The organism is Streptomyces sp. NPDC107550 (assembly GCF_055639095.1).
Window position 1 is genome coordinate 26,614 of sequence record NZ_JBVKBC010000005.1, and the last position, 24,059, is coordinate 50,672.

Here is a 24,059-nt window from a genome sequence, read left to right on the forward strand (position 1 = left end):
CACCGCCATCGTGCTGGAACCGGCGCCTCAGTGGTTGGCGACACCGTTCCCGGACAGGACCGGGATGTCGTTCAGGAGGTGCGACAGCGGCTCGTCGCCCTTGGCCTGCGTCGAGTTCTCCACGCACTGCTGGTTCTGCGGCGCCGACAGGATCGGGACGTCCTGGACCGCGACCGGCACCAGGCCGACGAGCGAGCCCACGTTCGCCTTCGCCGGCAGGCCGACACACGGCTTGTTCAGCGAGCCCTGGACCAGGCCGAGCTGCGGGCTCATGTCGCCGTGGGTCTCGGAGTTGCCGTACGCCTGCTGCGCCCCGTTGCCGCTGTTGGAGGTCGTACCGGTCTCATCGCCGATGGCCAGCGCCTGCGGGGCGGCCACCGCGGAGAGCCCGGCGACGGAGGCGGCGATGGTCGCGGTCGCCCACAGCTTCTTCTTCATGGGTTTTCCCTTCGATGCAATGCGTTGCGAAAACGGAGCTACGCGAGGATCAACTTCCCACGCCGTGTACCGGTTGCGGTCCGAAACCCGTTCGGCTCATCGCCCGAAAGACACGCGCCCCGCACGCCCCCGGAAAACCTCCCGTACGCCCCCGTACGCCCCCGTGGTGAATTCCCGTACGGCGACGCGGACGGAGCATGCGGTAACCCTTTTGCCGCATAGTCGGATTGACGCCACTCGCCGGCGCGGTAGGAGACGGGGAAACCGCCGGACGACAAAAGGCGAACGTCATGGAAGGTCCGCACGCCCGCTGGAAACGCCGGGCCCTCATCCCGTCGAGCAGAACGGCCCCGGAAAACCCGACCGACACCCCGCTGTACGACAAACTCGTCGCGCGCCGGGAGGCCGAGGGAAAGACCGTTCCCGGCCGCTACGACAAGGAATGGCACGCCATCGCCACCCGCGACATCTGGCCCCGCACCCTCTGATGCGTACTGCTTGATCCGCGCTCCCTGATTCGGGCGCCGGAAAAAGGCACAAAAAATTCGGGCCGCCGGTATGGGCGGCGGCCCGAACGGTGTGGCAGGTGCTCAGTTGTTGGCGGCACCGTTGCCCGAGAGAACCGGGATGTTGTCGAGGATGTGCGAGAGCGGCTCGTCGCCCTTCGCCTGCGTCGAGTTCTCCACGCACTGCTGGTTCTGCGGGGCCGACAGGATCGGGACGTCCTGGACCGCGATCGGCACGACGCCGACCAGCGAACCGGCGTTGACCTTGGCGGGCAGGCCGATGCAGGGCTTGTTCAGCGAGCCCTGGATGAGCGCCATCTGCGGGCTCATGTTGCCGTACGTGGCCGAGTTGCCGTACGCCTGCGAGGCGCCGTTGCCACTGTTGGACGTGGTGCCCGTCTCGTTCCCGATCGCCATGGCCTGCGGAGCCGCCGCCGCCGCGATACCGACGAGAGAAACGGTGGCAGCCGCGGCGGCCACAGCCTTCTTCATCATGGGTTTTTCCCCTTCATTTGCTGGTGCGAGCACCCGGATCAACTGCGTTCGGCGGCATCGGTTGCTCCCGTTCACCCGGACGGGGCTGTGTACGAACCTTTCCGTGGCGATAATCAGACTTCTCGGCCTTCCGAACATCTTCTCTCTCACTCGAACCGATGCTGGAAACCGGGCCGTTCGGGTGAATCCGCGCAACTATCTCCGCGGTCGACCTGTTGTCCCGGGTGCAGCAACCGGTGCCTGTCAGATAAGGAATCAAAAATGCTCAAGAAGGCTATGGCCGCAGCCGCGGTCGCCGTGTCCGTCGTCGGCGTCACCGCCGCCGCCGCTTCCCCGGCCCTCGCCATCGGCAACGACCAGGGCACCACGTCCAACAGCGGCAACGGCGCGCAGCAGGCCTTCGGCAACTCGATGACCGAAGGCGACATGAGCCCGCAGCTCGGCCTGGTCCAGGGTTCGCTGAACAAGCCCTGCATCGGCCTGCCGGCCAAGGCCAACGTCGGTTCGCTGGTCGGCGTCGTGCCGGTCGCCGTCCAGGACATCCCGATCCTCTCGGCGCCGCAGAACCAGCAGTGCACCGAGAACTCGACGCAGGCCAAGGGCGACGAGCCGCTCTCGCACATCCTCAGCAACATCCCGGTCCTGTCCGGCAACGGCGCGGGCAACGGCTGATCACTCAGCGGTACACCGGCTCGGGCCGTCCGTCCCCTCGGGGGCGGGCGGCCCGAGCCCTTTTTCCGCGCCCGAACCCTTTTACGGGCCCGTGCGCTCTCCGCCATGCCTCCCCGCGCGGCTTCCTGCGATGTCCCTGATGTCGCATTCGGCTTCAACCGAGTGAATCTGGGCGGACCGTGTTCCGTATGACGTTTCTTATGCGTCGTGCGTCTCGTTTTCCAGGCGTGGCGCCGACCCGCGAAATCCGTCGTCCGGTCGGAGTGCCCGGTTTCCGATCCTCAGGAAAAAAGGAGAGAAGAATGTCCTTCAAGAAGAGCGCCACGATCGTGGCCGGCACCGTCATCGCCCTCGGCATGGCGGCCCCGGCGTTCGCCGACGCCGGCGCGGAGGGTGCGGCCGTGGGCTCCCCGGGCGTCCTGTCCGGCAACCTGCTCCAGGTTCCGGTCCACGTCCCGATCAACCTCTGCGGCAACACCGTCGACGTCATCGGCGCCCTGAACCCCGCGTTCGGCAACACCTGCGTCAACAGCTGACACACGCGGTCGCTCCACGCTCCTCGGCCGGCCCTGGACACCTTCGGGTGCCGGGGCCGGCCGCCCATGTCACGCGACGCAGGAAAGGAAACCCATTGAGGCAGGCACTGAGGATCACGGTGGCGGCGGCCGCGGCGGCGACGGGCGTGCTGTCCCTGCCGGCGGCCGGCGCCTACGCCCTGACGGGCGATCAGGAGACGACGACCGGTTCGGCGGGCATCCTCTCGGGCAACTCGGTCGCGGTCCCGGTCTCGGTCCCGGTCGAGGTGTGCGGCAACACCGTCGACGGCGTCGCCGCCGCGAACCCGTCGACCGGCAACTCCTGCGCCACGACCTCCTCGTCCACGGCCACGGGCACCCCCCACACCCCGGCCCACGCGGGGTACGGGGACGGCGGCCACGGCCACTCCGGATACGGCGATTCCGGATACGGCGACTCCGGGTACGGGGATTCCGGATACGGCGACTCCGGGTACGGGGACTCCGGTTACGGGGACTCCGGTTACGGGGACGACAACGGATACGGCTACGGCGACTCCGGTCCGGGCGCGCCGCACGCGGGCGGCAGCGAGGCGTCCTCGTCCACGGGGTCGAGCCCCCGCACCCCGCCCGGCGACCGGGCGATCTCCGCGACGCACCGGACCGTCCCCGCGCAGGCCGCGCCCGGCACGAGCGGCGCGCACAGCGCTCCGGTGACGGGAACGCGCGCGCGGCTCGCCGAGACCGGCGCGGACCAGAACCTGCTCGCTGCGGCGGCCGCCGCCGGTGGCCTGCTCCTCGGCGGCGGCATCCTCTACCGCAGGGCGTCCGGCTCCGGCCGCTGAGGAACCGTCAGCCCGGCGGCGGGGGGCGCGGACACGCGTCGGGCCGGGAGGAGTCGCGGCGGACTCCTCCCGGCCCTCAAAGGACGCCGCGCCGGTCGCCTCCCCACGGCGTGAGCCGACGGCTGGACGGGAGGCGGCGCCGCCTTCCGATGACTCTCCCAGTGCACCACCGGCCGCGCCCCCGGCCGCCCCCTCTTCACCCGTTCGCCCGCGACATCACTCCAACGAGGTCGCGGGCTTTCGCGTATCCGCGTCCCCGCCGGGAAGCCATTTACCGTCAGCACACGCCCGCCGGACGGGAATTAACCCGTGAGGGTGAGGGGGCGTGGGCCGACGGGCGGTCCCCGATTGGCGCCATAACCATTCATATGACTGAGTGTCAGAAATGGAGCGAGTGCGGTACGAGCGGTTCTGAGGAGCAGGCATGGCCAGACAAAGCCGTTGGACAAGGCGTAGGCGACTTCCACTGATCGTGACGGGTCTGCTGGTCACGGCGCTGCTTGCGACCGGCCCCGTCACCGTCGAGCACGCGGACGCGAGCCCGCGCGCCGATCCCACCCCGGCGGCACCACCCCCGCCGCCGGCGACCCCCGCCCCCACACCACCCACCACCCCCGCGCCGCCGGCCGCGAAGCCCGCGGTCCCTGCCCCACCGTCCACGTCGGCGTCCGCGTCCCCGGGCGCCTCGACCCCGGCGCCCTCGGCGAGCCCCTCGCCGTCCGGTTCGGCCTCGCCCGCCACCCGGTACCCGGCGTTCGGCGCGTACCTGGACTACGGGCCCATCGGCGTGACCCGGATGGGCCAGCTCTCGCAGTGGCTCGGCGGCGCCGACCTGCGCGTCGGGCACACCTATCTCCCCGGTGACAGTTGGCTCGGCATCGAGGGCAGCGCCGGTTTCCTCGGCAACTGGGCGCAGTGGCGGCGCGAGCGCGACGACCGCATGTTCGTCCTCAACGTGCCGATGCTGGAGCGCAACGAGGCGGGCGTCTCCGACCCCCAGGTCCGCATGCTGCTGCGGCAGGGCGCGGCGGGCATGTACGACCGGCACTTCCGGGCGCTCGCCCAGCGGCTCGTACGGCTGGACGTCCCGGACACGGTGATCGTGCTCGGCTGGGAGATGAACGGCACGACGTACACCCACCGCTGCGGGCCCGACCCGGCCGCGTGGAAGCAGTACTGGAAGCGGATCGTCACGGCGATGCGCTCGGTGCCCGGCCAGAAGTTCAAGTTCGACTTCGCGCCGAGCCGGGGCCGCGACGCCGTGCCGTGGACGGACTGCTACCCCGGTGACGACGTCGTCGACATCATCGGCATGGACTCCTACGACCAGCCGCAGGGCAAGTCGTTCGACCAGCAGGTCTCCGAGCCGTACGGGCTTCAGGAGCAGGTCGACTTCGCCGTGCAGCACGACAAGCCGATCTCGTACCCCGAGTGGGGGCTGTTCCGTAACGGCGACAACCCCGAGTACATGCGGCGCATGCTCGCCTGGATGGATGAGCACAAGCCGCTGTACAACACGCTGACCGACTACTGCCCGCACGGCGTGTGGCAGTGCTCGGCGAACCCGAAGGCGTCCGCGGTCTACCGGTCCGTGCTCAGCGGGCGGGACAAGCCGACGGGCACCCCGACACCGACCCAGCCCACAAGCCCGACGCCGACGCCGACGACGCCCACGAACCCGTCGGTGCCGACGACGCCGGTGCAGCCGCAGCCGACGCATCCGCCGCACTGCTCGCCGATCGACCTCGGCGACTGGGTCGAGCACTGGCTCGGCGGCAAGCTGTGCCTGCGGTTCGACTGGTGGGAGCGCAAGTCCTAGGACGCGCGCGCGAGGAGCGCGGCGCCCGCCCGGGTCACTCCGGGCCGGTGCCGCGCTCCCGCCATGTGCGGCGGGCGGCCTTCGCCCACGTACGGGCGCGGTCCTCGGCGAGCAGGGCAGCGAGCTGCGGGGCGCCGGCGCGGCGGGCGAGCAACAGGCGCTGGTTGCGCAGGTGTTCGGGCCGCCAGTGCAGCTTGTACGGTTCGGTGCCGCGCAGCAGGCTGAGCACGGCGTCCCGGCGCCCGCCACCGGCCTCGCCGCCCTCGCCCTCGCCCTGGAGGTGCTCGGCGCACGAGCGCAGCAGCATGGTCGCCACGTCGATCTTGCGTTCGCGCAGGTCGGGATGGGCGCCGTAGAGGTAGCCGCCGGCCAGCCGGGGCGAGAGGAACGTGAGGTCGGCGGCCATCACCGTGCCGTCGAGGGCGAACTCGGTGAGCACCGCGTCGCCGGTCTGCGCCATCCGCGTCACCGACCGCGCCAGATGCTCCGCGAACCGGGGCCGCAGATGCTCCGTCGTCACCTTGCGGTCCGCCCATTGCAGGCGGTGCAGGTCGAGGAGGCGGCCGACGCACTCGGCGGCCTGGGCGGGGGGCACCACCCGGCGTTCGATGCCGAGGGCGTCGAGCTTGCGCATCTTGGCGCGGGCCCGCTGGGCGCGCGGCCGGGGCAGCCGTGCGACGAGTTCGTCCATGGGCAGCGCGGGCAGTTCCAGGCACGGCGAGTCGTCCAGGCGCCGGCGCGGGCCGGGCCAGCGCTCGTACAGGAGTTCCGCGGTGCTGCCGGGCCGAACCTCGCGCAGGTCGACGACGGCGGTACGGGCGAGCCGCCACAGGCCGGTGCCGAGCGCGGCGAGGACGGGCTCGGGGTCGGCGCCGGGGCCGCCGTCGACGAGGACGTCGCTGAAGTCGGAGAGGGCGGCGCCCAGCGGGGTCAGCACGGGGAACGGGCGCAGCCGCAGCATGAGCGGCGCCGCCCCGACGAGCCGGTCGCCCGCGCGCACGGTGACGACGCGCAGTCCGCGCGGGCCGCCGTAACTCAGCCACCAGGAGTGCAGCCAGGCGTGGCTCTGGAACGGGGTGGCGGTCGGGGACGCCCGGTGCAGCCGGTGCCAGCCGTCCGCGAGGGCGCCGAAGCGGTCCGCGTCCGCGCACACCTCGACCGTGAGCGCCGGGGCGCCGCCCGCCATCAGGCGCCGCTCCGGGGCTGCGGCGCGGCCACGGAGGCGCCGGCGGGGGCCTGTGCGCGGCGCGGGCGCAGCAGCAGGGCGAGCGCGCCGAGCAGTCCGCCCGCGCTGGCGCCGACGAGGGCGGTGAGCCCGGCGGACGGCGAGGAGGGCGCGTCGGGGCGGACGGCGCGGGTGAAGCGGAGGAGTTCGACGTGGGTGTCGGCCTTGGCGTGGGCGGCGTTCGCGGTGAGCGCGCGGGCGACGGCGTTGGCCATCTCGGTGGCCTCGGCGGGCTTGGTGGAGTTCGCGGAGATCGCCACCATCGGGGCGTCGGGCGAGGTCTCGGCGCGGACGTCGGAGCGCAGCCGGGAGACGGGCACCCGGGCGGCCACCTGGGCGTCGCTGAGCACGGCGACCTGCGTGGCGACCTTGCCGTACGCCTGCGCGAAGCCGACGGCGGACATGGGGTCGGCCTTGGCGGTGGGGACGGCGATGACGTAGGCGGTGGCCGTGTACTGGGCGGGGGTGACGACGCCGTACGTGCCGCCCGCGAGGGCGCCGAGCAGCAGGCCCGCGGGCAGCGGCCACCAGCGGGGCAGGCGGCGGGCGCGGCCGGCCGGCGCGGGGGCGGCGTGCCCGGCGCGGGCGGGGGTGTCGGGGTGCGGGGCGGTGTGCTGGGCGGCTTCGGTCATGACGTACTCACTCCTCGGGTCGATGCGCCCATGGCCGCCGCGTACACCGTCAGGTGCTGAGCCGCGCTGCGGGCGATGCTGTAGTGCAGGGCGGCCGGGGACGGCGTGCGGGGGCCGGCCGGGGCGTCCTGGATTCTTCGGACCTGCGAGACGAACGAGCCGGGCGCGCACGGGACACGCGCCGCCCGGCCGTCCGGACCGCCGGGCAGGTCGTCGAGGGCGGGGCAGGTCACGTAGGCGACGGGCAGGCCGCAGGCCAGGGCCTCCACGACGGCGAGGCCGAACGCCTCGTCGGTGGAGGGCGAGGCCAGCACGTCCATCGCGGACATCAGGGCGGGCAGGTCGGGTCCGGCCGCCGTGCCCGGGCCCGCCAGATGGGGCCGCTCCCCGGCGAACACCACGCGGGGCAGCACCCCGGCGCGGCGGGCGGCGGCGCGCAGGGCGTCCTGTTCGGGTCCGGTGCCGACGAGCAGCAGGCGGACGCCGGGCAGCGCGGCGAGCGCCTCGACCAGGACGTCGAAGCGCTTGCCGGGGACGAGCCGGCCGACGCCGCCGACGACGAACTCGCCTTCGTCGATGCCGAGTTCGCGGCGGGCGCGGGCGCGGGCGGCCGGGTCGAAGGCGAACGCGTCGACGTCCACGCCGTTCGGCACGACGTGCACCCGCTGCTCGGGCACGCCCCAGCGGCTCAGCCGGTCGGCGACCGCCGGGGAGACGGCGATGGTGGCGCGGCCGAGCCGTTCCCCGGTCAGATACAGGGCGCGCACGCCCCGGGTGAGGGGGCGGCCCTCGATCTGGGCGTCGCCGAGCGAGTGCTCGGTGGCGACGACCGCGCGCACGCCCGCCGCGCGGGCCGCGAGGCGCCCGTACAGGCACGCCCGGTACAGATGGGTGTGCACGAGGTCGTAGCGGCCCGCGCGGATGTGCCGGACCAGGCGGGGCAGCGCGCGGGCGTCGCGGTTGCCGGCCATGCCGAGGTGGGTGACGCGCACGCCGTCGCCGGTGAGGGCGGTGGCGACCTGGCCGGGGTTGGTCAGCGTCAGCACGTCGTGGCCGGGCGGCAAGTGGCGCAGCAGGAGGCGCAGTTGCTGCTCGGCACCGCCCGCGCCGAGCCCGGTGATGATGTGCAGGGCCTTCACCGGGGGGCCTCCCCGACGTGCCAGGCGCGTCTTCGTACGCGGTTGAAGCGCCGCTTGAGTTCCAGGCGCCAGGGCGTGTCGCGCTGGCCGACGTAGATGCGGGGCAGGGCGTACACGTCGGTGAGGCCGCCGGGGGAGATCGCGCAGCCGTACGCGTAGCGGGCGCGGCGCACGGCGGCGACGGTGCGGGAGTCGACGGCGCCGTAGGGGTAGCAGAAGCCCTGCACCTCGCGGCCGATCAGCTCCTCCAGCTCGGCCTTGCTGCGTTCGGTCTCGGTACGGAGCTGCTGTTCGTCGACGCGGGTCAGGTCGACGTGGTACATGCCGTGCGAGCCGATCTCCATGCCGGCGTCGGCGGCGGCCTTGATGCCCTGGGCGCTCAGCAGCGGCTTGCGCGGCCCCTCGCGGTCCCAGGCGTTCTCCCCGCCGAGCCGGCCGGGCAGCACGAACACGGTGGCCGTGCAGTCGTACGCCTCGAGTAAGGGCAGCGCGTGCTCGACGAAGTCGCCGTAGCCGTCGTCGAAGGTGAGGCCGACCAGGCCGCGCCCGCCGCCGCGCCTGCGCGCGTCGAGGAGGCGGGCCATGCTGACGCCGCGCAGCCCGCGCGAGCGCAGCCAGCCGAGCTGCTGGCGCAGCCGGTCGGGGGTGACGGTCACGTTGTACGGGTCGTCGGGGCAGGTGTCGACGGAGTGGTACATCGCCACCCAGGGCAGGCCCCCGGGCGGACGGCCACGGGTGCGGGGGCCGGGCGGACCTTGGCGCACTGTTTCAACGGGCATGGCGGAGCTTTCTGGTCACGACGCGGACGGCGGGCGCGAACGCCCGCACTTTCAGGGCGCACAGCAGGGAGCAGAAGACGACGACGATGACCGTGCAGGAGGCGGCGAGGGCGGTCAGCGGCTCGGCGACGCGGGCCGCGCACAGCAGCCCGGCGAGGGCGGCGACGAGGGCTGCCACGAGCGTCTTGCCGAGTTCGAGCAGCACGACGGGCAGGCGTACGGGGACGCTGCGCTCGCCCATGGCGACGAGCAGCAGTACGGCGGTGAAGGTGATGCCGAGGGCGTTGGCCGCGGCGATGCCGCCGACGCCCCAGACGGTGACGGCCCAGGTGCCGGCGCCCGCGGTGAGGGTCATCCCGGCGGCCATCGCCGCGACCGGGTACCAGGTGGGGCGGCCGGCCGAGAAGTAGGAGCGCACGAGCGCGCCGACCAGGCAGTGCCCGAGCAGGCCGAGGGAGTACACGCGCATGACGGAGGCGGTGGCGGCGGTGTCGGCGTCGGTGAACGCGCCGCGCTGGAAGAGGAGTTGTACGATCTGCGGGGCGCAGGCGAAGACGACGGCGGCGCCCGCGAGGACGACGCAGGCGGCGAGGGCGACGTCGCGTTCGACGCGGTCGCGGGCGTGCTCGGTGTCGCCGCGGGCCAGCGCCTTGGCGACGACGGGGAACGTCACCGTGCACAGCATCAGCGACAGCACCATCGGCAACTGGGCGACCTTCTGCGCGTAGTTGAGGTGCGAGATGGCACCCGAGGGCAGCGAGGACGCGAGGAACCGCTCGATGAAGACCTGCGCCTGCCTGCACAGCGCGAACAGCAGCACGGCCGCGATCAGCGCGAGGTTCATCCGGTCGCCGGGCGCGGTCTTCGTCCCGGCGGCGATGCCCTGCCCGGCGCGGTGCAACCGGGCGCGCAGCGCGGGCAGTTGGACCAGCACCATGAGGCAGCCGCCGACGGCGACCCCGGCGGCGGCTGCCCGGACGCCCCAGCGGTCGGCGAGGACGAGCAGGGTGGCGATGATGCCGATGTTGTAGGCGACGTAGATCGCGGCTGGCGCGAGGTAGCTGCTGTGGGCGCGCAGCGCGGCGCTGCAGTACCCGGTGAGCCCGAAGGTGAGGACGCAGGTCGCGGTGAGCCGGGTGCAGTCGACGGCGAGCTGGGGGTCGGGCAGTCCTGGCGCGAGGAGTTCGACGAGCCAGGGCGCGCCGAGGACGAGCAGGACGGCGGCGGCGACGAAGCCGAGGGCGAGCCGGGGCAGGGACGTCGCCACGAGGCTGCGTACGGGGTCCTGGCCGGGGGCGGCGGTGGCCCGGGCGGCGATGGCGGCGCTGAACGCGGGCACCAGCATGAAGGCGAGGCCGTCCTCGATGAGGAGGGTCGCGGCGACCTCGGGCACGGTCCACGCGACGAGGAACGCGTCGGTCGCGCTGCCCGCCCCGAACAGGTGGGCGAGCGCCTGGTCGCGGCCGAGGCCGAGGAGCGAACCGGCGGCCGACAGCAGCGCGGTCAGCAGGGCGGCGCGGGCCAGGAACGAGCTGGAGCTGCGCGGCGCGTCCCGCTCGGCGGCGCCCGTCCCGGCGGCCCGCGGCGCGGGCGGCAGCGGCGGGGCGCCGGCCGGGTCGGCGTCCTCGGTGCGGGTCGTCGGGCCGGTCATCGGGCTCCCGCCTCCGTCCCGGCATCCTCGGCCCGGGCGCCCTCGTGGCGGGCGGCGGGGGACAGCGCCCACCAGGCGACGATGCCGAACACGACGGCGGTGAGCACGGTCGAGGGGCCGCCGATGTCCGCGTACGCGAAGTCGATGAGCTGCCACACGAGCAGTCCGCAGGCGAGCAGCGCGCAGTCCAGGCCGCGCCGCGCCCGGTGCGCGCCGATCAGCCGCCGCCCGCCGCACACGAGGAGCGCGGCCCAGCTCCCGACGACGGCGGTGAGCCCGAGCAGGCCCTGTTCGCTGAGGACGAGCAGGTACATGTTGTGCGGGGACAGCAGCGGCTGGCGGTGGAAGGAGGCGACGCCCGCGCCCGCGACGTCGCTGCCCGACGACAGGGCGAGGGAGGCGTGGCTGTCGCGGTAGGCGGGGAAGTTCTTCAGGCCGACGCCGCGCACCGGGTGCTCGCGCCACATGTCACCGGCCGCCGCCCACATCGTGTACCGGTCGGTGACGGACTGGTCCGGCGCGGCCGTGACCTGCGTGATGCTGCTGAGCCGGTCCTGGAGCATGGCGGAGCCGACGCCGAAGCCGCCGACGAGGACGACAGCGGCGGCCGCCGCCACGAGGAACAGCCGGGCCGCCCGGCGAAGACCCGCGCAGCAGACCTGGAGGACGCAGACGACGGCGGTGGCGATCCAGGCGCCCCGGCTGAACGACAGCGCGAGCGGCACGACGAGCGCGAGCGCGCACACCAGGGCGACGGTCCGCGCCCGGCGGGTGGCACCGCCGAGGGCGAGGGCGACGGCGCAGATCAGCCCGTACGCGACGACCGTGGACATGCCCATCACATCGGTCGCGCCGAACGTGCCGACGGCCCGGATGTCCTCGCCCGCGTACGAGGCCCCGGTCCCGGTCGCGTACTGCTGGACGCCGATCGCGCCCTGCCACAGGCCGAGCCCGATCAGGCCCCAGGCGAGGCGCCGCAGGTCGTCCCGGTCGCGGACGAGGAGAAGCACGGCGGCCGGTACGAGGACGAGGATCTGGTAATAGCGCACCAGGCCCTGGATCGCGTCGCCCGGCGATCCGGCGCCGAGCGCGGCGACGGCCACCGCGAACGCGGGCAGCCCGAGGACCGCGTACGCGAGCCGGGTCAGGGGGCGCTCGCCGCGCCGCACCACCCGCAGCGCGCAGAAGAGGACGACGAGCCCGGAGACGGCGTCGGCCACCGTACCGCCGCCGCCGTCGCCGCCCTGCGCGCCCGCGCCGGTGGGCAGGCCGAGCGCGGCGATCAGCGCGAGCACGGGCAGCACGGGCCCGGCCCGGCGCAGGGCGCGCAGGCAGGCGTCGGCCGGGCGGTCCCGGTGGGCGTACGGGACGGCGAGGTCGGGCAGGACCGTCAAGGCGTCAGCTTCCTGTCGGGCGGAAGAACCCGGTCGCCGTGCGCGCGAGGATCGTGATGTCCTGCCACGGCGTCCAGGTGTCGATGTAGGCGTTGTCGAACCGGCAGCGGTCCTCGATGGAGGTGTCGCCGCGCAGCCCGTTGATCTGGGCGAGCCCGGTGATGCCGGTGGGCACCCGGTGGCGGTCGCCGTAGCCGGGGTAGGTCTCGCTGAACTGCATGACGAAGTACGGGCGTTCGGGGCGCGGCCCGACCAGGCTCATGTCGCCGCGGAAGACGTTCCACAGCTGGAGCAGTTCGTCGAGGGAGGTGCGGCGCAGGAAGCGGCAGAACCACGACATGCGCTGCTCGTCGGCGACGGACCAGCGCGTCGCGGACTCCTTCTGGTCGGCGGGGCGGTGGGTGCGGAACTTCAGCAGGGTGAACGTCCGCCCGTCCTTGCCGACGCGCTCCTGGCGGAAGACCACGCCCGGCCCCTCGCCGACGCGCAGCCACAGCGCGCACACCGCGAGCACCGGCGCGACCAGCACCAGCAGCAGCGCCGAAAGGACGAGGTCCAGGGCCCGCTTGCCCGGGTGCACGGCGAACGGCGGCCCGGCCAGCGGGCGGCACCGGAAGCCCGCGAGGTGGCGCACGGCGCTCTCCCGCTCGGGCACGTGCGTACCGCCGTACGGGTCGATCTCCCAGACCTCGCAGTCCAGTTCGGCGAGCGCGCGCAGCCGGGCGCGGTGTTCGGGCGCGCCGGCGCTGCCGAGCAGCAGGGCGCGGCGCACGCCGTTCTGGATGACGGCGCGGCGCATGTCGCCGAGGCCGGTGACGACGGGCAGCGCGGCGGCGCCCTCGGGGTGCGGCCCCTCGGCGTCCGGGTCGGGCGCGTCGGCGGCGTCGCTGACGATGCCGACGAGCCGTACCCCGCTGCGCGGGTGGCGCTGGAGCGCGGCGGCGACCGGGACGGCCTGCGCGTACGGGCCGACGAGCAGGGCCGTACAGGGGTGGCGGACCAGGGCGACGCGGCGCCGCCAGTGCACGAGGGCGCGGCCGGCGACGGTGAGCAGGGCGTGCGCGGCGCAGCCGGTGGCGATCGTCGCGGCGGGGACGGGGCGCAGGCCGGGCAGGGTCGCGGCGACGGCGGTCAGCACCGACCAGGCGACGAGGACGCGGCCGGCGAGCGCGGGGAAGTCGTCGAGGACGTACGGCTCGTCGGCCTGGCGGTACAGGCCGGCGTTGCGGTGCAGCAGCAGGACGAGCACGACGAACCCCATGACCAGCAGCGGGTGGCGCTGGAGCGGGGGCAGGGCGACCGTGCTCAGCAGCGCCGCGGTGGTGTCGGCGGCGAGCAGGAACGCGTGCGAGGAGTGGTCCGGTGCGGGTCTGCCGACGAGGCCGCCGCGTCCGGCGGCGGCCCGCTGGGCGACGACCGTCGCGGGGGCACCGGCCCGGGCGACGGCAACGGTTCGTTCCGGGGTCACGTGGTGATCGGCTCTCTGTACGGGGCGGAGGACTGCGGAGCCGGCAGCTCGCCGTAGACGGCGGCGAGGGCCTCGGCGGTGCCGACGACGTCGTGGTGCGCGCGCACGTGCTCACGGGCCCGGCGGCCCAGGGCGCGCAGCTCCTCGGCGTCGCCCAGCAGGGCCGCGAGGGCGCCGGCGAGGGCGGCGGGGTCCTCGGGCGGCACGAGACAGCGCGGGCCGGGGTCCGGCGGCAGGCTCTCGCGGGCGCCGTCGACATCGGTGACGAGCACCGGCGTGCCGCAGGCCATGGCCTCCAGCGGGGCGAGCGCTATGCCTTCCCAGCGCGAGGGCAGTACGACGAGGTCGGCGGCGCGGTACCAGGGCGCGGCGTCCGGGGTGGCGCCGGCGAGGACGACGGAGGGCGGGGCGAGGGCGCGCAGCGCGTCGGCGTCGGGTCCGTCGCCGACGAGGACGAGCCGGGCGCCGGGCACCTGGCGCTGTACGTCGGGCCAGGCGCGCAGCAGCACGTCCTGTCCCTTCTGCCGGCACAGCCGCCCCACGCACACGACGAGCGGCCCGGAGGCGGCGGGTGCGGGTGCGGGTACGGACGCGGCCGGGCCCTCGGGGCTGAAGCGGGTGAGGTCGACGCCGTTGGGGACGATCCGCCAGTCGGCCTCGATGCCGTGGCGGCGGCCGGTGTCACGTTCGGCGCGGCTGACACAGACCACGCGGCTCGCCCAGCGGGCCCCGAACCGCTCCCAGGCGAGGGCGAGCCGGGCGGCGCGGCCCTCGACGGCCTCGAACGACCAGGCGTGCGGCTGGAAGACGGTCGGGACGCGGCCCCGCACCACGAGCCGGGCGACCAGGCCCGCCTTGGCACTGTGCGCGTGCACGAGGTCGGGGCGGGTGCGGGCCAGCACGCGCGCGAGCGCGCGCGCCTCGCGCGGCACCGTGCGCCCCGGGGAGCGTTCGGCGGGCCAGGGGTGCACGGCGCAGCCGAGAGGCGTGAGCAGGTCGGCGAGCGGGCCCTCGGGACAGGCCACGGAGACCCGGAGTCCGGCGGCGACCTGGGCGCGTACGAGGTCGGCCACCACGCGGGCCACTCCCCCGTCGACCGGCTGCGTCACATGGAGAACGTGCGGGGGCACGGCTGCGGACGTCACATGCATCGCCCATTCCTTGGCTGGTGGGAGGGGGTGCGGTTGCGAAAGGGAGCAGAAACGCTGCGACACCGAGCAATAAATATGAACATCGCACTTTCCGGGTGGGACAGGTGCGGGATCGGCCCTGGACAAGGGGCGCTTCACGATAGCGACCAGAAAGCGAGTTTCACTTGATACACGATGTGTGTTGGATTTGTGAAATTGCCGCACGGCGCGCACGTGATTCTTACGACGTCATTCGAAGGCTTAACACTCATTCACCCGTTCGGACCCGCAACTTGGCGCCCGGCATTTCCGTTGCACCACGAGCCAGGCGCCTGTCCTGGTCGTACCGAAAGACCCAAGGAGCATGTTCATGTCGCGTACCGCGAAGGCTGTCGTCTTCTCCGCCGTGGCCGCCGCCGCCATGGCCGGATCCGCCGGCATCGCCAGCGCCGACGCCGGCGCGCAGGGTGCCGCCGTCGGTTCCCCCGGCGTCGGCTCCGGCAACGTCATCCAGGTGCCGGTCCACATCCCGGTCAACGTCTGCGGCAACACCGTCAACGTGATCGGCCTGCTGAACCCGGCGTTCGGCAACACCTGCGTCAACTCCTGACGCACCGCACGACTCTTCCGCAGCCGCCCCTCCGCCAGAGGGGCGGCTGTTCCCTTTCCGCCTCCGCCGAACGGGTGCGGCCGCCACGTATCCGAACCGGCGCTCGACGACCGCTCTCACCAGCGAAGACGGCGTACGGGTGACAAAGAGTGCGTGACGGGGTGTGCCCGCTCGGTTGCAGCGGGTCGCGGGGCGTTCGACGGTGGACAAGCACCGACACACCCGCGAAAGGCAAAAAAATGCCCGCATTGCCCGTACGGCGTCTTGCGACGTCCGCTCTCTGCGCTTCCCTGCTGATCGGCGCGGCGGCGCCCGTCATCGCCGCCTCCCCCTCGGCCGCCGACGAGCGCGTCAGCCGCACGGAGTCCGCGCCCGCTCCTGTCCCCGGCGCCGACAAACTGCTCGCCCAGACCCGCACCCTCGCGGCCGCCGGCGGTGTCATCACCCCGGTCACCGCGCTGCTCGACGACGTACTGAAGGCGCCCGGCGGCAAGCTCGCGCCGGCCGCCGCCAAGAAGCACACCGACGCGATCAAGGCCGCCATCGACGCGGCGAAGGCGAAGGCCCCCGCCCCGCCGAAGGCCCCGGCCCCGGCGCCGCCGAAGACCGTGCCGGACGCGGCCTCGGTCCCGAACGCCGTCGCCCCGGCGGCGGGCGCCCAGGCGCGCGCCCTCATGGACGTCAAGGCCGACGCCCTCGCCGGTCTCCAGAAGTCGGCCGACGCACTGGTGAAGGCGTCGGCCAAGGGCGACCCGGCCGCCGTCGCCAAGGCCGTCACCGACACCGTCACCAGCACGGTCAACGTCCTCGCGGCCACCCTGCTCGGCGGCGGCCTGCCCGCCCCGAACCTGCCGGGCCTGCCCAAGCTGCCCCAGGCCCCGAAGGCGGACCTGCCGGCCGCGCCGACCGCGCCCAAGGCCGACCTGCCCGCCGCGCCCAGCGCGCCCAAGGCCGATCTGCCCGCCGCGCCGAGCGCGCCCAAGGCCCCCGGCCTGCCGCAGTAGCACCCGCGCGCCCCACGAGGCCCGCCGTCCGCGCCCCGCGCGCGGGCGGCGGGCCTTCGCCGTGTCCCGTCCGCCCGGCGGCCTTTCGCACAGGTGCGGGCAATTGTGCGACCGAAGCGGTGCTTTCGCGTGGGATCGGTGAATCACCGTTCCTCCGAGTTTCCCCCGGCGGCGCCGCTCGTTGTTCCGGCCGAAGCGAGACATCGGGCATGCGTAATGCCTCGAACGGTGAATGTTCCACGCCGGCGGCGAATGCCGCCGAAGAAAGGAAGAATGATGAAGGCTATGAAGGCCGCTGCCGTTGTCGCCGGTTCCCTGGTGATCGCCGGTGCCGCTGCTCCCGCCTTTGCCTCGGACCTCACCCCGACGAGCCTGAACGGCGCCCTGAACACGGTGACCAGCCAGCCCACGCTCGACGCGCAGCCGGTGAGCAGCAACCTCCTCGACCCGAAGAACGACGACGGCGTGGTCGGCACCGTCCAGGGCGCGGCGAACAGCCTGAACCCGCACGGCGGCACGAACACCCCGGGCAACCTGCTCGGCGGGCTCCCCGTCGGCCAGTAAGTCCCGCCTTTCGCTCCCTGATCCGAAAGAGCGAACGACGGAAATGCGGGTGCGTCCCGGACGAAAGGCGCCGGGCGTTCCTCATGCGTTCCTCATTCCGTCCAAGAACCCCCAGGGAAGCGGCGTTCGGCAACTCCGCCGCCCACCCGTAAGCACGCACCGGCGAGGAAACAGCGGCGCACACCCCGCGCCCCGCACGGAAGGCCGGTCCGGAACCCCCGTTCCCGGACCGGCCTTCCGCGTTTCCCGCGTCCCCGGGCGCTTCCGTACGGCATTCGGACTTTTGTTTGCACGCCCTCGATCGAGTGGCCCTTTTTCCCCCGCGCGAGTGAATGCCACCCGGTCCGCGGAAAACGCCTCGCTAGGCTTCCTCGGTGACTTCAACGTCGAGTATTGACACGGAATTTCGAGCGGCCGACCTCGGCACGCTGGCGGTCGTCGCCTGGAGCGGGCAGCCCGCGGGCGAGGACACGGACATGGCGTTCCTGCTCGCCTACACGATGGGCGACGCGGCGGCCGGCCCGGAGGCGTCGGAGAACGCCGTGCGCGCCCTGCTGCGCAACAACGGCCTGACCGTCGGCACCACCGTCCACGACGGCACCCACCAGCCCGGCTTCCCCGTCTCGCTGCTGGTCGAGGCCGGCCAGGCGGTCGTCTCGCTGCCGCCGCTGAACGCCCAGTGCCCGGTGCCGCCGGAGTGGCAGGCCGCCGCCGAGCAGCGCGGCAGCGCCTACTTCATCTTCACCGCCCGCCCCTGGCCCACCGCCACCCCCGGGCAGGCGATCGGCGAGAGCGCGCTCCAGGAGTTCGCGGGCGCCGAGGAGACCCTGATGTCCGCCGCGCACTGCGTCCTGCCGGTGCGGCGCGTGCGCGGCTGAGGCGGGCGCCGTGAGCACCAGCCCTCAGCAGGCCGCACCCTCCGCGTCCCGGGTCGTCGGGCAGCGCGGCGCCTCCGCTCCCGCCCCGGACGCGTCCGGGGCGGGCGGGGACGGCCGCGCGGGCGCCGGACGCTTCCTCGCGCTGCTCCTGGTCGTCACCGGGACCGCCGGGGTGCTCGCGTCCTGGGTCATCACCCTCGACAAGTTCAAGCTCCTGGAGGACCCGGCCTTCGTACCGGGGTGCAGCCTCAACCCGGTGGTCTCCTGCGGCAACATCATGAAGAGCGCCCAGGCGGCCGCCTTCGGGTTCCCGAACCCGATGCTGGGGCTCGTCACGTACGGCGTGGTGGTCTGCGTCGGCGTGAGCCTGCTGACCGGGGCCCGCTTCCCGCGCTGGTACTGGCTGACCTTCAACGCGGGGTGCCTGTTCGGCGTGGGGTTCGTGTCCTGGCTGCAGTTCCAGTCGCTGTACCGGATCAACAACCTGTGCCTGTGGTGCTGCCTGGCGTGGGCGGCGACCATCCTCATGTTCTGGAGCCTGGCCGCGTTCAACGTACGGCAGGGCTTCCTGCCCGCGCCGCGTCCCGTACGGACCTTCTTCGCGGAGTTCGCCTGGGTCGTGCCGGTGCTGCACATCGGCGTGATCGGACTGCTCGTCCTGACGCGCTGGTGGGACTTCTGGACGAGCTGACGGGCCGACGGGCTGACTGGCCGTCATGGATTAGCCCCGCCGGGCGAATTATGCGCTGATGCCGACGCGCTCCTCGTTGTTCCGGATACGTCATCGTCCAGAAACGAAGAGGATCACACCGACATGAGCTTCAAGGCCAAGGGAACGTTCGCGGTTCTGGTCGGCTGCCTCGCCGCCGCGGCGGGCGCGGGTCCGGCCGCCGCGGCGAGCGAGGTGCCCGTCCCCGTACCGCTGGAGGGCGTGGAGAACGCCCTGCACACGGATCTGCCGGACGTGAGCACCGCCGCTCCCCTGCCGCTGCCCGGCACGCCCGAGGGCCCCCGGTTCGCCGAGGACCACGTGCTGCCGCAGCGGATCCTGCCGCGGCTGCCGCTGAGCGGCGGGCTGCCCGTCACCGAGGCGGACGTGCCGCTGCCGCAGGTGCTGCCCGGCGCCCACCTCGACCGGGTGGAGCTGCGCACGCCGGACTCGCCGCTGCACGCCCTGACGCCCGGCGCCTCGGTCAACCCGCCGCTGACCGGCCCGCAGCCGCAGCGGTTCGGGCTGCCCGAGGTGTCGGCGCCCCAGCTCGGGCTCGGCGCCCCCGACCTCCAGACGCGGCCGGGAGCCGACCTGGCGACGGGCTGACCTCCCGTGCGGGCCAGGCAGCCACGGCCCTGGCCCGCTTTCCCACGGGCGCCGCACGGCCGTGAGCGTACTTCGGACACGGAGGAGGAGACGGTTGTGAGAACCCCACTGAGCCGCCGCAGCCTGGGCCTGATCGCGCTCGGCGCGCTGCCCGCGACGGCGGCCGTGCTGGCCATCCGCCCGCGCCCCGGCGACCTGGCCGACCCGGCCGGCCCGGAGCCCGGCTCCGGCGGCGCGCCGGGCGCCGGCGCGTTCGACGAGACGTACCGGGGCCGGCATCTCGTCGGCCGGGAGCTGCCCGGGGCCGTGGGCGCGGGCGTCTGGCAGGTCACCGTCGACGGGCGGCCGCTGCACCTCATGCGCCGCGCCGACGGCACGTACCTGAGCATGCTCGACCACTACACCTGCCACGCCACCGCGCTCGACGCCACGCGCGCGGCCGTCGCGGAACTCGGTGACCAGGAACTGCGCGCCCACGGCGGCGCACGACGAGGGGCGTGAGCGGCGATGGCCCACACCAGGCAGAACCAGCGGACGCTGACGAAGGCGCAGAAGCGGCGGTTCGTGGACGCGGTCCTCGCCGTCAAGCGCTCCGGGCGCTACGACGACTTCGTGCGCACGCACATCGAGTTCTACCAGGGCGACGGGGACGGCGGTCCGCGCTATGCGCACATGACGCCGTCGTTCTTCCCCTGGCACCGCAAGTTCGTGCTGGAGTTCGAGCGGGCGCTCCAGCGGGTCGATCCGGGCGTCACCGTCCCGTACTGGGACTGGACCGTGGACCGTACGCCGGCCGCCTCGCTGTGGGCCGACGACTTCCTCGGCGGCAACGGGCGCCGCTCGGACCGGCAGGTGATGACCGGCCCGTTCGCCCGCCGCAACGGGCACTGGACGGTCAACGAGTCGGTCACCGACGGCGACTTCCTCATGCGGGACTTCGGCCGGCCGCAGGACCCGATCAGCCTGCCGGCCAAGGCGGACCTCGCGGAGGCGATGAACGAGCGCACCTACGACGTCAGCCCGTGGAACTCGCTGGCGCCGCGCGGCTTCCGCAACAAGATCGAGGGCTGGCCGGTGAACCGGGGCGACCAGCGCTGGGCCCTGCACAACCAGGTGCACCGCTGGGTCAGCGGGCACATGCTGGGCGCGGCCTCGGTCAACGACCCGGTGTTCTGGCTGCATCACGCGTTCATCGACCTGTGCTGGGTGCGCTGGCAGCGCAAGCACCCGGACGCCGCCCGCTACCTGCCGCGCACGAACCCGCCGCTCGGCAACGCCCAGCACGACAAGGCCCTCGCCCTCGACGACACCATGCCGCCGTGGGACACCCCGCTACGGGACATGCTCGACCACAGCAGGTACTACACGTACGCCTGATCCGGTGCCCGGCAGCAGGTGCTACCCGTACGCCTTATCCGGTGCCCGGCATGACGGAACCGGCCCCCGCACCGCCGCGCGGGAGCCGGTTCCAGGCACGTGGTCAGCCGCCGTAGCCGTAGCCACCGTCGTGGTCGCCGCCGTGGCCGTGGCCGTGGCCGCCGCTGGCGTTGACGCAGGTGTTGCCGAACGCCGGGTTCAGCACGCCGATGACGTCGACGGTGTTGCCGCAGACGTTGACCGGGACGTGGACGGGGACCTGGAGCAGGTTGCCCGAGAGGACACCCGGCGAGTTGGTGGCAGCGCCCTGGGCGCCGGCGTCGGCCATGGCCAGGCCGGCGCCGCTGACGACCACGGCGCCGGTGCCGAGAGCGACAGCGGCGACCTTAGCGATGCGAGACATCACTTTCTCCTTCTGGTTGGCGGTGCGGCCACGTGATCGCAGCCGTCACCCTCTAACAACGGCAGGACTCACCCGCAGTAACGGGGTTACAGCCAATACGGGGATACATATAGACAAGCCAGGAAATCCGATCCGGCCGTCCGGGCGAAAGCGCCCCGATCGCGCGATAACCCCGCGAACTCCCCGTCGTTTCCCAGGCATACGGACCAGCAGGCATACGGCCGAGCCCGTACGGACGCCGAGGAGCGCGCGTGAAGGTCATCTGTGCCGGGGGCGGACCCGCCGGCGTCTACCTGGCGATCCTGCTCAAGCAGCGGGACGCCGCCCGGGACGTCACCGTCCTCGAACGCAACCCGGCGGGCACCACGTACGGCTGGGGCGTCACCTACTGGCCGGAGATGCTCCAGACGCTGCGCGAGCACGACGAGCCCTCGGCGCGGGCCATCGAGGAGCTGTCGGTGCGCTGGCGCGACGGCGTCGCCCATGTCGGCGACCGGGTCACCGTCCACGAGGGCGACACCGGGTTCGCCGTCAGCCGCCACGAACTGCTGCGCGTGCTGACCGAGCGCGCCCATGACCTCGGCGTACGCACCGAGTTCGGGCGGGCGGTCACCCCGGACGACCCCCGCCTGTCGGGCGCGGACGTGGTCGTCGCCGGGGACGGCGCGCACAGTGTGCTGCGCGAGCGGCACGCGGAGAGCTTCGGCACGCGCGTCACCGAGGGCCGCAACAAGTTCGTCTGGCTCGGCACGACGAAGGTCTTCCGCTCCTTCACCTTCGCGTTCGTCGAGACCGAGCACGGGTGGGTGTGGTGTTACGCGTACGGCTTCGACGCCACGCACAGCACGTTCATCGTGGAGTGCGCGGAGCCGGCCTGGCGGGGGCTCGGCCTGGACACGCTGGCGCAGGACAAGGCGCTCGCGCTCCTGGAGGACCTGTTCGCCGGGCCGCTGGAGGGGCACCGGCTGATCGGGCGCAGCGACCTCGACGGGCCGTCGCAGTGGCGGGCGTTCCCCACGGTGACCAACCGGTCCTGGTCGCACGGCAACCTGGTCCTGCTCGGCGACGCGGCCCACACCACGCACTACTCCATCGGGGCCGGTACGACGCTGGCCATGCAGGACGCGATGGCGCTGGCCGCCGCCCTCGACCGGCCGGCGGACGGGCCGGGGTCGGTGCGGGAGGCGTTCGCCGAGTACGAGCGGGTGCGCAAGCGGGAGTTGCTGCCGTTGCAGAGCGCGGCGCGGCACAGCGCGGGCTGGTACGAGAACCTGCCGCGGTACATCGGCCTCGAACCGCACCAGATGTTCGCGCTGCTCGGCCAGCGCCACTCGCCGCTGCTGCCGTACGTGCCGCCGCAGCTCTACTACCGCGTCGACCGGGCCGTCAGCCGCTCCACCGCGCTGCGCTCGCTCAAGCGGTGGGTGGGGCACCGGCTGGCGGGGGCGCTCCAGAAGGACTGACGGGCTTTTCCGTACGGGTGGGGGCGGGCGCGGCGCGGGCGCGGGGCCGGGTGTCAGGCGTTCGGCGCGGAACCACCGGGACGAGTGAGAGCCCGTTGCGGCGGGATAACGTCCGGGCCTCCCGGCGGGCGGGCGTCGTTGGTCCTGGCATGGAGCAGAAGACGAGCGTTCCGGCGGCCGGTGCGGGCCCCGCCTCGGAGACACCCATCTACGAGACGGTGCTGCGGCTGTGGCGGGCGCATGGGCGGGCGGTGCCGCGTATGGGTGTGGGTACGGGTGCCGGTGCTGGCGCTGGCGCTGGCGCGAGTGCACGTACGGGGCAGCCCGTGCGGCCCTCGCGCGGGTGGGTCCGCGTCGATCCGGCGGCGCCCGCGCGCGGTCAGGGCGTTTCCCGCGGCTGAGCCCCTGCGGTGGACTCTGACGGTTGGTGACACGCCCCCGTTTGCACCAATTTGCCGGTTCTTACGCTGTACGACGGTGTGATTGACGCGTCATATTCCCTCACCCGTAAGGGGAGAACCGATGCGTATTCGCGCATTCGCAGCAGCCGCCGTTCTGGCCGGTACCGCTGTCCTGGGGACCGCCGCCACGGCCTCCGCGCTGGACGGCCCCGACGGCGCCTCGGCGCAGGGCGTCGCCGCCAACAGCCCGGGTGTCCTGTCGGGCAACCTGCTCCAGTTCCCGATCGATGTGCCGATCAACGCGTGCGGCAACTCCATCAACGTGGTCGGGCTGCTGAACCCGGCCTTCGGCAACACCTGCGTGAACGACTGACGTAGTCGTTCCCGTGCGCAAAGGGGCTGCCCGCCACCGATCCTCTCGGTGGCGGGCAGCCCCGCGCTCGTCCGGCTCGCTCGGCGCGGGCTACTTGGTGGTGTGCGTCGGGTAGACCTTGACGTCGGTGTACGCGCCCTTGACCGGCCCGGCGCCCGCCGGCCACTTCAGGGTGACGGTGTGGGTCTCGTTCGGGGGCGTGACCAGGATGCGGGTGGGGTGCGTGAGGCTCTTGCCGCTGTTGTCGAGCGGGTACGCGATGTCGAACACCGCGGACTCCCCGGGCTTGAGCACCGTCACGCGGGGCTGGGCGGGGCCGCGCTCGATGGGGCTGGTGGTGTGGTCGGCGTCGGTGATGTCGACGCCGGGGAAGCCGGTCGCGGAGCAGGTGGCGGAGCCCCGGTTCACCATGGTGACGTCGACGCGGCCCTCGGTCTTGTCGGGCGAGGCGTTGACGGCGCTGATGGCGAGGTTCTGCGTCTTGCAGAAGGTGACGCGGGCGGGGCGCTGGGCGGTGCCCTGGGCGCTTCCCTTGGCGGGGGTGGTGGTGTTGCCCTGGGCCTTGGCGTCCGTGCCGGTGTCGCTCTTGCCGGCGTTGTCGGCGGTGCCGGTGCCCTGGGCGGGGGCCTTGTCGGAGGTACCGGCGCCGTCGGAGGCGCCGCCGTCCGAGGAACTGGCGGCGCCCTTGGCGGCGGAGGACTTGGCGGCGCCGGTGTCGCTGTTGCCGCCGCACGCGGTGAGCGAGAGGGAGGCGGCGAGGCCGAGGGCGGCGAGAGCGGCGATGCGGGTGTGCTTCATGGTGTGTTCCCCCGTGAGTGACACCTTGCGGTGCGGGTGTACTGCGTTGCGGTCAGAACAATTTGTACCCCGCACCGAGTCACAGGCCCTCTCCCACGAAGTCCCCGTTCTGTCACAGCGGGCGGGAGGTGCCGGGCCCCGCGGAAACGGATCGACGCCGGG

The 24,059-nt window shown here is 73.3% G+C and carries 27 protein-coding genes; 15 read left to right on the forward strand and 12 right to left on the reverse strand.

Translation table 11 applies throughout. The features are described from left to right. Positions 1–27 precede the first annotated feature (27 nt). Positions 28–438 (reverse strand): rodlin, encoded by a 411-nt coding sequence (locus ACZ7LY_RS09095; RefSeq protein WP_471623880.1) that lies wholly within the window; start codon positions 436–438, stop codon positions 28–30. Between the two features lie 290 nt (positions 439–728). Here ACZ7LY_RS09095 and ACZ7LY_RS09100 point away from each other — a divergent pair, with 290 nt between their 5' ends. Then, positions 729–926 carry a hypothetical protein gene (locus ACZ7LY_RS09100; RefSeq protein ID WP_471623881.1) on the forward strand — a complete coding sequence of 66 codons (198 nt, stop codon included), beginning with the start codon at positions 729–731 and terminating at the stop codon, positions 924–926. Between the two features lie 102 nt (positions 927–1,028). Here the strand turns inward: ACZ7LY_RS09100 and ACZ7LY_RS09105 are convergent, their stop codons facing one another. Continuing rightward, complete coding sequence (locus tag ACZ7LY_RS09105) at positions 1,029–1,439, reverse strand: rodlin (protein ID WP_471623882.1); 411 nt, start codon at positions 1,437–1,439, stop codon at positions 1,029–1,031. A gap of 261 nt (positions 1,440–1,700) precedes the next feature. Between ACZ7LY_RS09105 and ACZ7LY_RS09110 the strand changes: the two genes are divergently transcribed. The 4 genes from ACZ7LY_RS09110 (at position 1,701) to ACZ7LY_RS09125 (ending at position 5,290) form a co-directional block, all read left to right on the forward strand. Continuing rightward, complete coding sequence (locus tag ACZ7LY_RS09110; RefSeq protein ID WP_471623883.1) at positions 1,701–2,111, forward strand: rodlin; 411 nt, start codon at positions 1,701–1,703, stop codon at positions 2,109–2,111. A gap of 302 nt (positions 2,112–2,413) precedes the next feature. Then, positions 2,414–2,647 (forward strand): chaplin, encoded by a 234-nt coding sequence (locus tag ACZ7LY_RS09115; RefSeq protein ID WP_471623884.1) that lies wholly within the window; start codon positions 2,414–2,416, stop codon positions 2,645–2,647. Positions 2,648–2,742: 95 nt separating this feature from the next. After that, positions 2,743–3,471 carry a chaplin family protein gene (locus ACZ7LY_RS09120; RefSeq protein WP_471623885.1) on the forward strand — a complete coding sequence of 243 codons (729 nt, stop codon included), beginning with the start codon at positions 2,743–2,745 and terminating at the stop codon, positions 3,469–3,471. A 424-nt stretch (positions 3,472–3,895) separates the two neighbouring features. Next, a complete protein-coding gene (locus tag ACZ7LY_RS09125; RefSeq protein WP_471623886.1) occupies positions 3,896–5,290 on the forward strand; it encodes a glycoside hydrolase family 26 protein in 1,395 nt (464 codons plus the stop codon). 34 nt (positions 5,291–5,324) lie between these two features. Here ACZ7LY_RS09125 and ACZ7LY_RS09130 read toward each other — a convergent pair whose 3' ends face one another. The 8 genes from ACZ7LY_RS09130 to ACZ7LY_RS09165 all read right to left on the reverse strand — a co-directional run bounded on the left by ACZ7LY_RS09130 (position 5,325) and on the right by ACZ7LY_RS09165 (position 14,729). Then, positions 5,325–6,476 carry a GNAT family N-acetyltransferase gene (locus tag ACZ7LY_RS09130; RefSeq protein ID WP_471623887.1) on the reverse strand — a complete coding sequence of 384 codons (1,152 nt, stop codon included), beginning with the start codon at positions 6,474–6,476 and terminating at the stop codon, positions 5,325–5,327. Next, positions 6,476–7,147, reverse strand: a complete 672-nt coding sequence (locus ACZ7LY_RS09135) for a YveK family protein (protein ID WP_471623888.1) — start codon at positions 7,145–7,147, stop codon at positions 6,476–6,478. The genes ACZ7LY_RS09130 and ACZ7LY_RS09135 overlap by 1 nt, the downstream gene beginning before the upstream one ends. Continuing rightward, positions 7,144–8,286: a glycosyltransferase gene (locus ACZ7LY_RS09140; protein ID WP_471623889.1), complete on the reverse strand. Its 1,143-nt coding sequence runs from the start codon at positions 8,284–8,286 to the stop codon at positions 7,144–7,146. The genes ACZ7LY_RS09135 and ACZ7LY_RS09140 overlap by 4 nt, the downstream gene beginning before the upstream one ends. Beyond that, entirely contained in the window at positions 8,283–8,984 is a 702-nt protein-coding gene (locus ACZ7LY_RS09145; protein WP_471623890.1) for a polysaccharide deacetylase family protein, read from the reverse strand. Before ACZ7LY_RS09145 ends, ACZ7LY_RS09140 begins: the two co-directional genes overlap by 4 nt. A 70-nt stretch (positions 8,985–9,054) precedes the next feature. Next, positions 9,055–10,716: a lipid II flippase MurJ gene (locus ACZ7LY_RS09150; protein WP_471623891.1), complete on the reverse strand. Its 1,662-nt coding sequence runs from the start codon at positions 10,714–10,716 to the stop codon at positions 9,055–9,057. Next, positions 10,713–12,038 (reverse strand): O-antigen ligase family protein, encoded by a 1,326-nt coding sequence (locus ACZ7LY_RS09155; RefSeq protein ID WP_471624152.1) that lies wholly within the window; start codon positions 12,036–12,038, stop codon positions 10,713–10,715. Before ACZ7LY_RS09155 ends, ACZ7LY_RS09150 begins: the two co-directional genes overlap by 4 nt. Before the next feature lie 76 nt (positions 12,039–12,114). Continuing rightward, positions 12,115–13,578, reverse strand: a complete 1,464-nt coding sequence (locus ACZ7LY_RS09160; protein WP_471623892.1) for an exopolysaccharide biosynthesis polyprenyl glycosylphosphotransferase — start codon at positions 13,576–13,578, stop codon at positions 12,115–12,117. Then, on the reverse strand, positions 13,575–14,729 hold the full coding sequence (locus ACZ7LY_RS09165) for a glycosyltransferase family 4 protein (protein WP_471623893.1): 1,155 nt from the start codon (positions 14,727–14,729) through the stop codon (positions 13,575–13,577). The genes ACZ7LY_RS09160 and ACZ7LY_RS09165 overlap by 4 nt, the downstream gene beginning before the upstream one ends. A gap of 349 nt (positions 14,730–15,078) precedes the next feature. Here ACZ7LY_RS09165 and ACZ7LY_RS09170 point away from each other — a divergent pair, with 349 nt between their 5' ends. The 8 genes from ACZ7LY_RS09170 to ACZ7LY_RS09205 all read left to right on the forward strand — a co-directional run bounded on the left by ACZ7LY_RS09170 (position 15,079) and on the right by ACZ7LY_RS09205 (position 20,459). Beyond that, positions 15,079–15,318 carry a chaplin gene (locus ACZ7LY_RS09170; protein WP_471623894.1) on the forward strand — a complete coding sequence of 80 codons (240 nt, stop codon included), beginning with the start codon at positions 15,079–15,081 and terminating at the stop codon, positions 15,316–15,318. Positions 15,319–15,557: 239 nt separating this feature from the next. Beyond that, on the forward strand, positions 15,558–16,322 hold the full coding sequence (locus ACZ7LY_RS09175) for a hypothetical protein (protein ID WP_471623895.1): 765 nt from the start codon (positions 15,558–15,560) through the stop codon (positions 16,320–16,322). A gap of 276 nt (positions 16,323–16,598) precedes the next feature. Next, positions 16,599–16,886 carry a hypothetical protein gene (locus tag ACZ7LY_RS09180; protein ID WP_471623896.1) on the forward strand — a complete coding sequence of 96 codons (288 nt, stop codon included), beginning with the start codon at positions 16,599–16,601 and terminating at the stop codon, positions 16,884–16,886. 374 nt (positions 16,887–17,260) lie between these two features. Further along, complete coding sequence (locus ACZ7LY_RS09185; protein WP_471623897.1) at positions 17,261–17,764, forward strand: DUF5949 family protein; 504 nt, start codon at positions 17,261–17,263, stop codon at positions 17,762–17,764. A gap of 142 nt (positions 17,765–17,906) precedes the next feature. Continuing rightward, positions 17,907–18,455 (forward strand): vitamin K epoxide reductase family protein, encoded by a 549-nt coding sequence (locus ACZ7LY_RS09190; RefSeq protein WP_471624153.1) that lies wholly within the window; start codon positions 17,907–17,909, stop codon positions 18,453–18,455. A gap of 123 nt (positions 18,456–18,578) precedes the next feature. Then, positions 18,579–19,082, forward strand: coding sequence for a hypothetical protein (locus ACZ7LY_RS09195; protein WP_471623898.1), 504 nt, complete (start codon positions 18,579–18,581; stop codon positions 19,080–19,082). Positions 19,083–19,178: 96 nt separating this feature from the next. Next, positions 19,179–19,583, forward strand: coding sequence for a tyrosinase family oxidase copper chaperone (locus tag ACZ7LY_RS09200; RefSeq protein ID WP_471623899.1), 405 nt, complete (start codon positions 19,179–19,181; stop codon positions 19,581–19,583). Positions 19,584–19,589: 6 nt separating this feature from the next. Then, on the forward strand, positions 19,590–20,459 hold the full coding sequence (locus tag ACZ7LY_RS09205) for a tyrosinase family protein (protein ID WP_471623900.1): 870 nt from the start codon (positions 19,590–19,592) through the stop codon (positions 20,457–20,459). 103 nt (positions 20,460–20,562) lie between these two features. Here ACZ7LY_RS09205 and ACZ7LY_RS09210 read toward each other — a convergent pair whose 3' ends face one another. After that, entirely contained in the window at positions 20,563–20,862 is a 300-nt protein-coding gene (locus tag ACZ7LY_RS09210; RefSeq protein ID WP_471623901.1) for a chaplin, read from the reverse strand. Between the two features lie 251 nt (positions 20,863–21,113). On the opposite strand from ACZ7LY_RS09210, the gene ACZ7LY_RS09215 reads away from it, so the two are divergent. Both ACZ7LY_RS09215 and ACZ7LY_RS09220 read left to right on the forward strand, forming a co-directional pair. Continuing rightward, complete coding sequence (locus ACZ7LY_RS09215) at positions 21,114–22,325, forward strand: FAD-dependent monooxygenase (protein WP_471623902.1); 1,212 nt, start codon at positions 21,114–21,116, stop codon at positions 22,323–22,325. A 522-nt stretch (positions 22,326–22,847) separates the two neighbouring features. Further along, on the forward strand, positions 22,848–23,099 hold the full coding sequence (locus tag ACZ7LY_RS09220; RefSeq protein WP_471623903.1) for a chaplin: 252 nt from the start codon (positions 22,848–22,850) through the stop codon (positions 23,097–23,099). 90 nt (positions 23,100–23,189) lie between these two features. Here ACZ7LY_RS09220 and ACZ7LY_RS09225 read toward each other — a convergent pair whose 3' ends face one another. Continuing rightward, positions 23,190–23,897: a DUF4232 domain-containing protein gene (locus ACZ7LY_RS09225; protein ID WP_471623904.1), complete on the reverse strand. Its 708-nt coding sequence runs from the start codon at positions 23,895–23,897 to the stop codon at positions 23,190–23,192. Between the last annotated feature and the right edge of the window lie 162 nt (positions 23,898–24,059).

Excerpts from the sequence above, each read along its gene's own strand:
- ACZ7LY_RS09095 (WP_471623880.1), bottom strand. The coding sequence starts at position 438 with ATGAAGAAGAAGCTGTGGGCGACCGCGACCATCGCCGCCTCCGTCGCC.
- ACZ7LY_RS09100 (WP_471623881.1), top strand. The coding sequence starts at position 729 with ATGGAAGGTCCGCACGCCCGCTGGAAACGCCGGGCCCTCATCCCGTCG.
- ACZ7LY_RS09105 (WP_471623882.1), bottom strand. The coding sequence starts at position 1,439 with ATGATGAAGAAGGCTGTGGCCGCCGCGGCTGCCACCGTTTCTCTCGTC.
- ACZ7LY_RS09110 (WP_471623883.1), top strand. The coding sequence starts at position 1,701 with ATGCTCAAGAAGGCTATGGCCGCAGCCGCGGTCGCCGTGTCCGTCGTC.
- ACZ7LY_RS09115 (WP_471623884.1), top strand. The coding sequence starts at position 2,414 with ATGTCCTTCAAGAAGAGCGCCACGATCGTGGCCGGCACCGTCATCGCC.
- ACZ7LY_RS09125 (WP_471623886.1), top strand. The coding sequence starts at position 3,896 with ATGGCCAGACAAAGCCGTTGGACAAGGCGTAGGCGACTTCCACTGATC.
- ACZ7LY_RS09130 (WP_471623887.1), bottom strand. The coding sequence starts at position 6,476 with ATGGCGGGCGGCGCCCCGGCGCTCACGGTCGAGGTGTGCGCGGACGCG.
- ACZ7LY_RS09135 (WP_471623888.1), bottom strand. The coding sequence starts at position 7,147 with ATGACCGAAGCCGCCCAGCACACCGCCCCGCACCCCGACACCCCCGCC.
- ACZ7LY_RS09145 (WP_471623890.1), bottom strand. The coding sequence starts at position 8,984 with ATGTACCACTCCGTCGACACCTGCCCCGACGACCCGTACAACGTGACC.
- ACZ7LY_RS09150 (WP_471623891.1), bottom strand. The coding sequence starts at position 10,716 with ATGACCGGCCCGACGACCCGCACCGAGGACGCCGACCCGGCCGGCGCC.
- ACZ7LY_RS09165 (WP_471623893.1), bottom strand. The coding sequence starts at position 14,729 with ATGCATGTGACGTCCGCAGCCGTGCCCCCGCACGTTCTCCATGTGACG.
- ACZ7LY_RS09170 (WP_471623894.1), top strand. The coding sequence starts at position 15,079 with ATGTCGCGTACCGCGAAGGCTGTCGTCTTCTCCGCCGTGGCCGCCGCC.
- ACZ7LY_RS09175 (WP_471623895.1), top strand. The coding sequence starts at position 15,558 with ATGCCCGCATTGCCCGTACGGCGTCTTGCGACGTCCGCTCTCTGCGCT.
- ACZ7LY_RS09180 (WP_471623896.1), top strand. The coding sequence starts at position 16,599 with ATGAAGGCTATGAAGGCCGCTGCCGTTGTCGCCGGTTCCCTGGTGATC.
- ACZ7LY_RS09195 (WP_471623898.1), top strand. The coding sequence starts at position 18,579 with ATGAGCTTCAAGGCCAAGGGAACGTTCGCGGTTCTGGTCGGCTGCCTC.
- ACZ7LY_RS09205 (WP_471623900.1), top strand. The coding sequence starts at position 19,590 with ATGGCCCACACCAGGCAGAACCAGCGGACGCTGACGAAGGCGCAGAAG.
- ACZ7LY_RS09210 (WP_471623901.1), bottom strand. The coding sequence starts at position 20,862 with ATGTCTCGCATCGCTAAGGTCGCCGCTGTCGCTCTCGGCACCGGCGCC.
- ACZ7LY_RS09220 (WP_471623903.1), top strand. The coding sequence starts at position 22,848 with ATGCGTATTCGCGCATTCGCAGCAGCCGCCGTTCTGGCCGGTACCGCT.
- ACZ7LY_RS09225 (WP_471623904.1), bottom strand. The coding sequence starts at position 23,897 with ATGAAGCACACCCGCATCGCCGCTCTCGCCGCCCTCGGCCTCGCCGCC.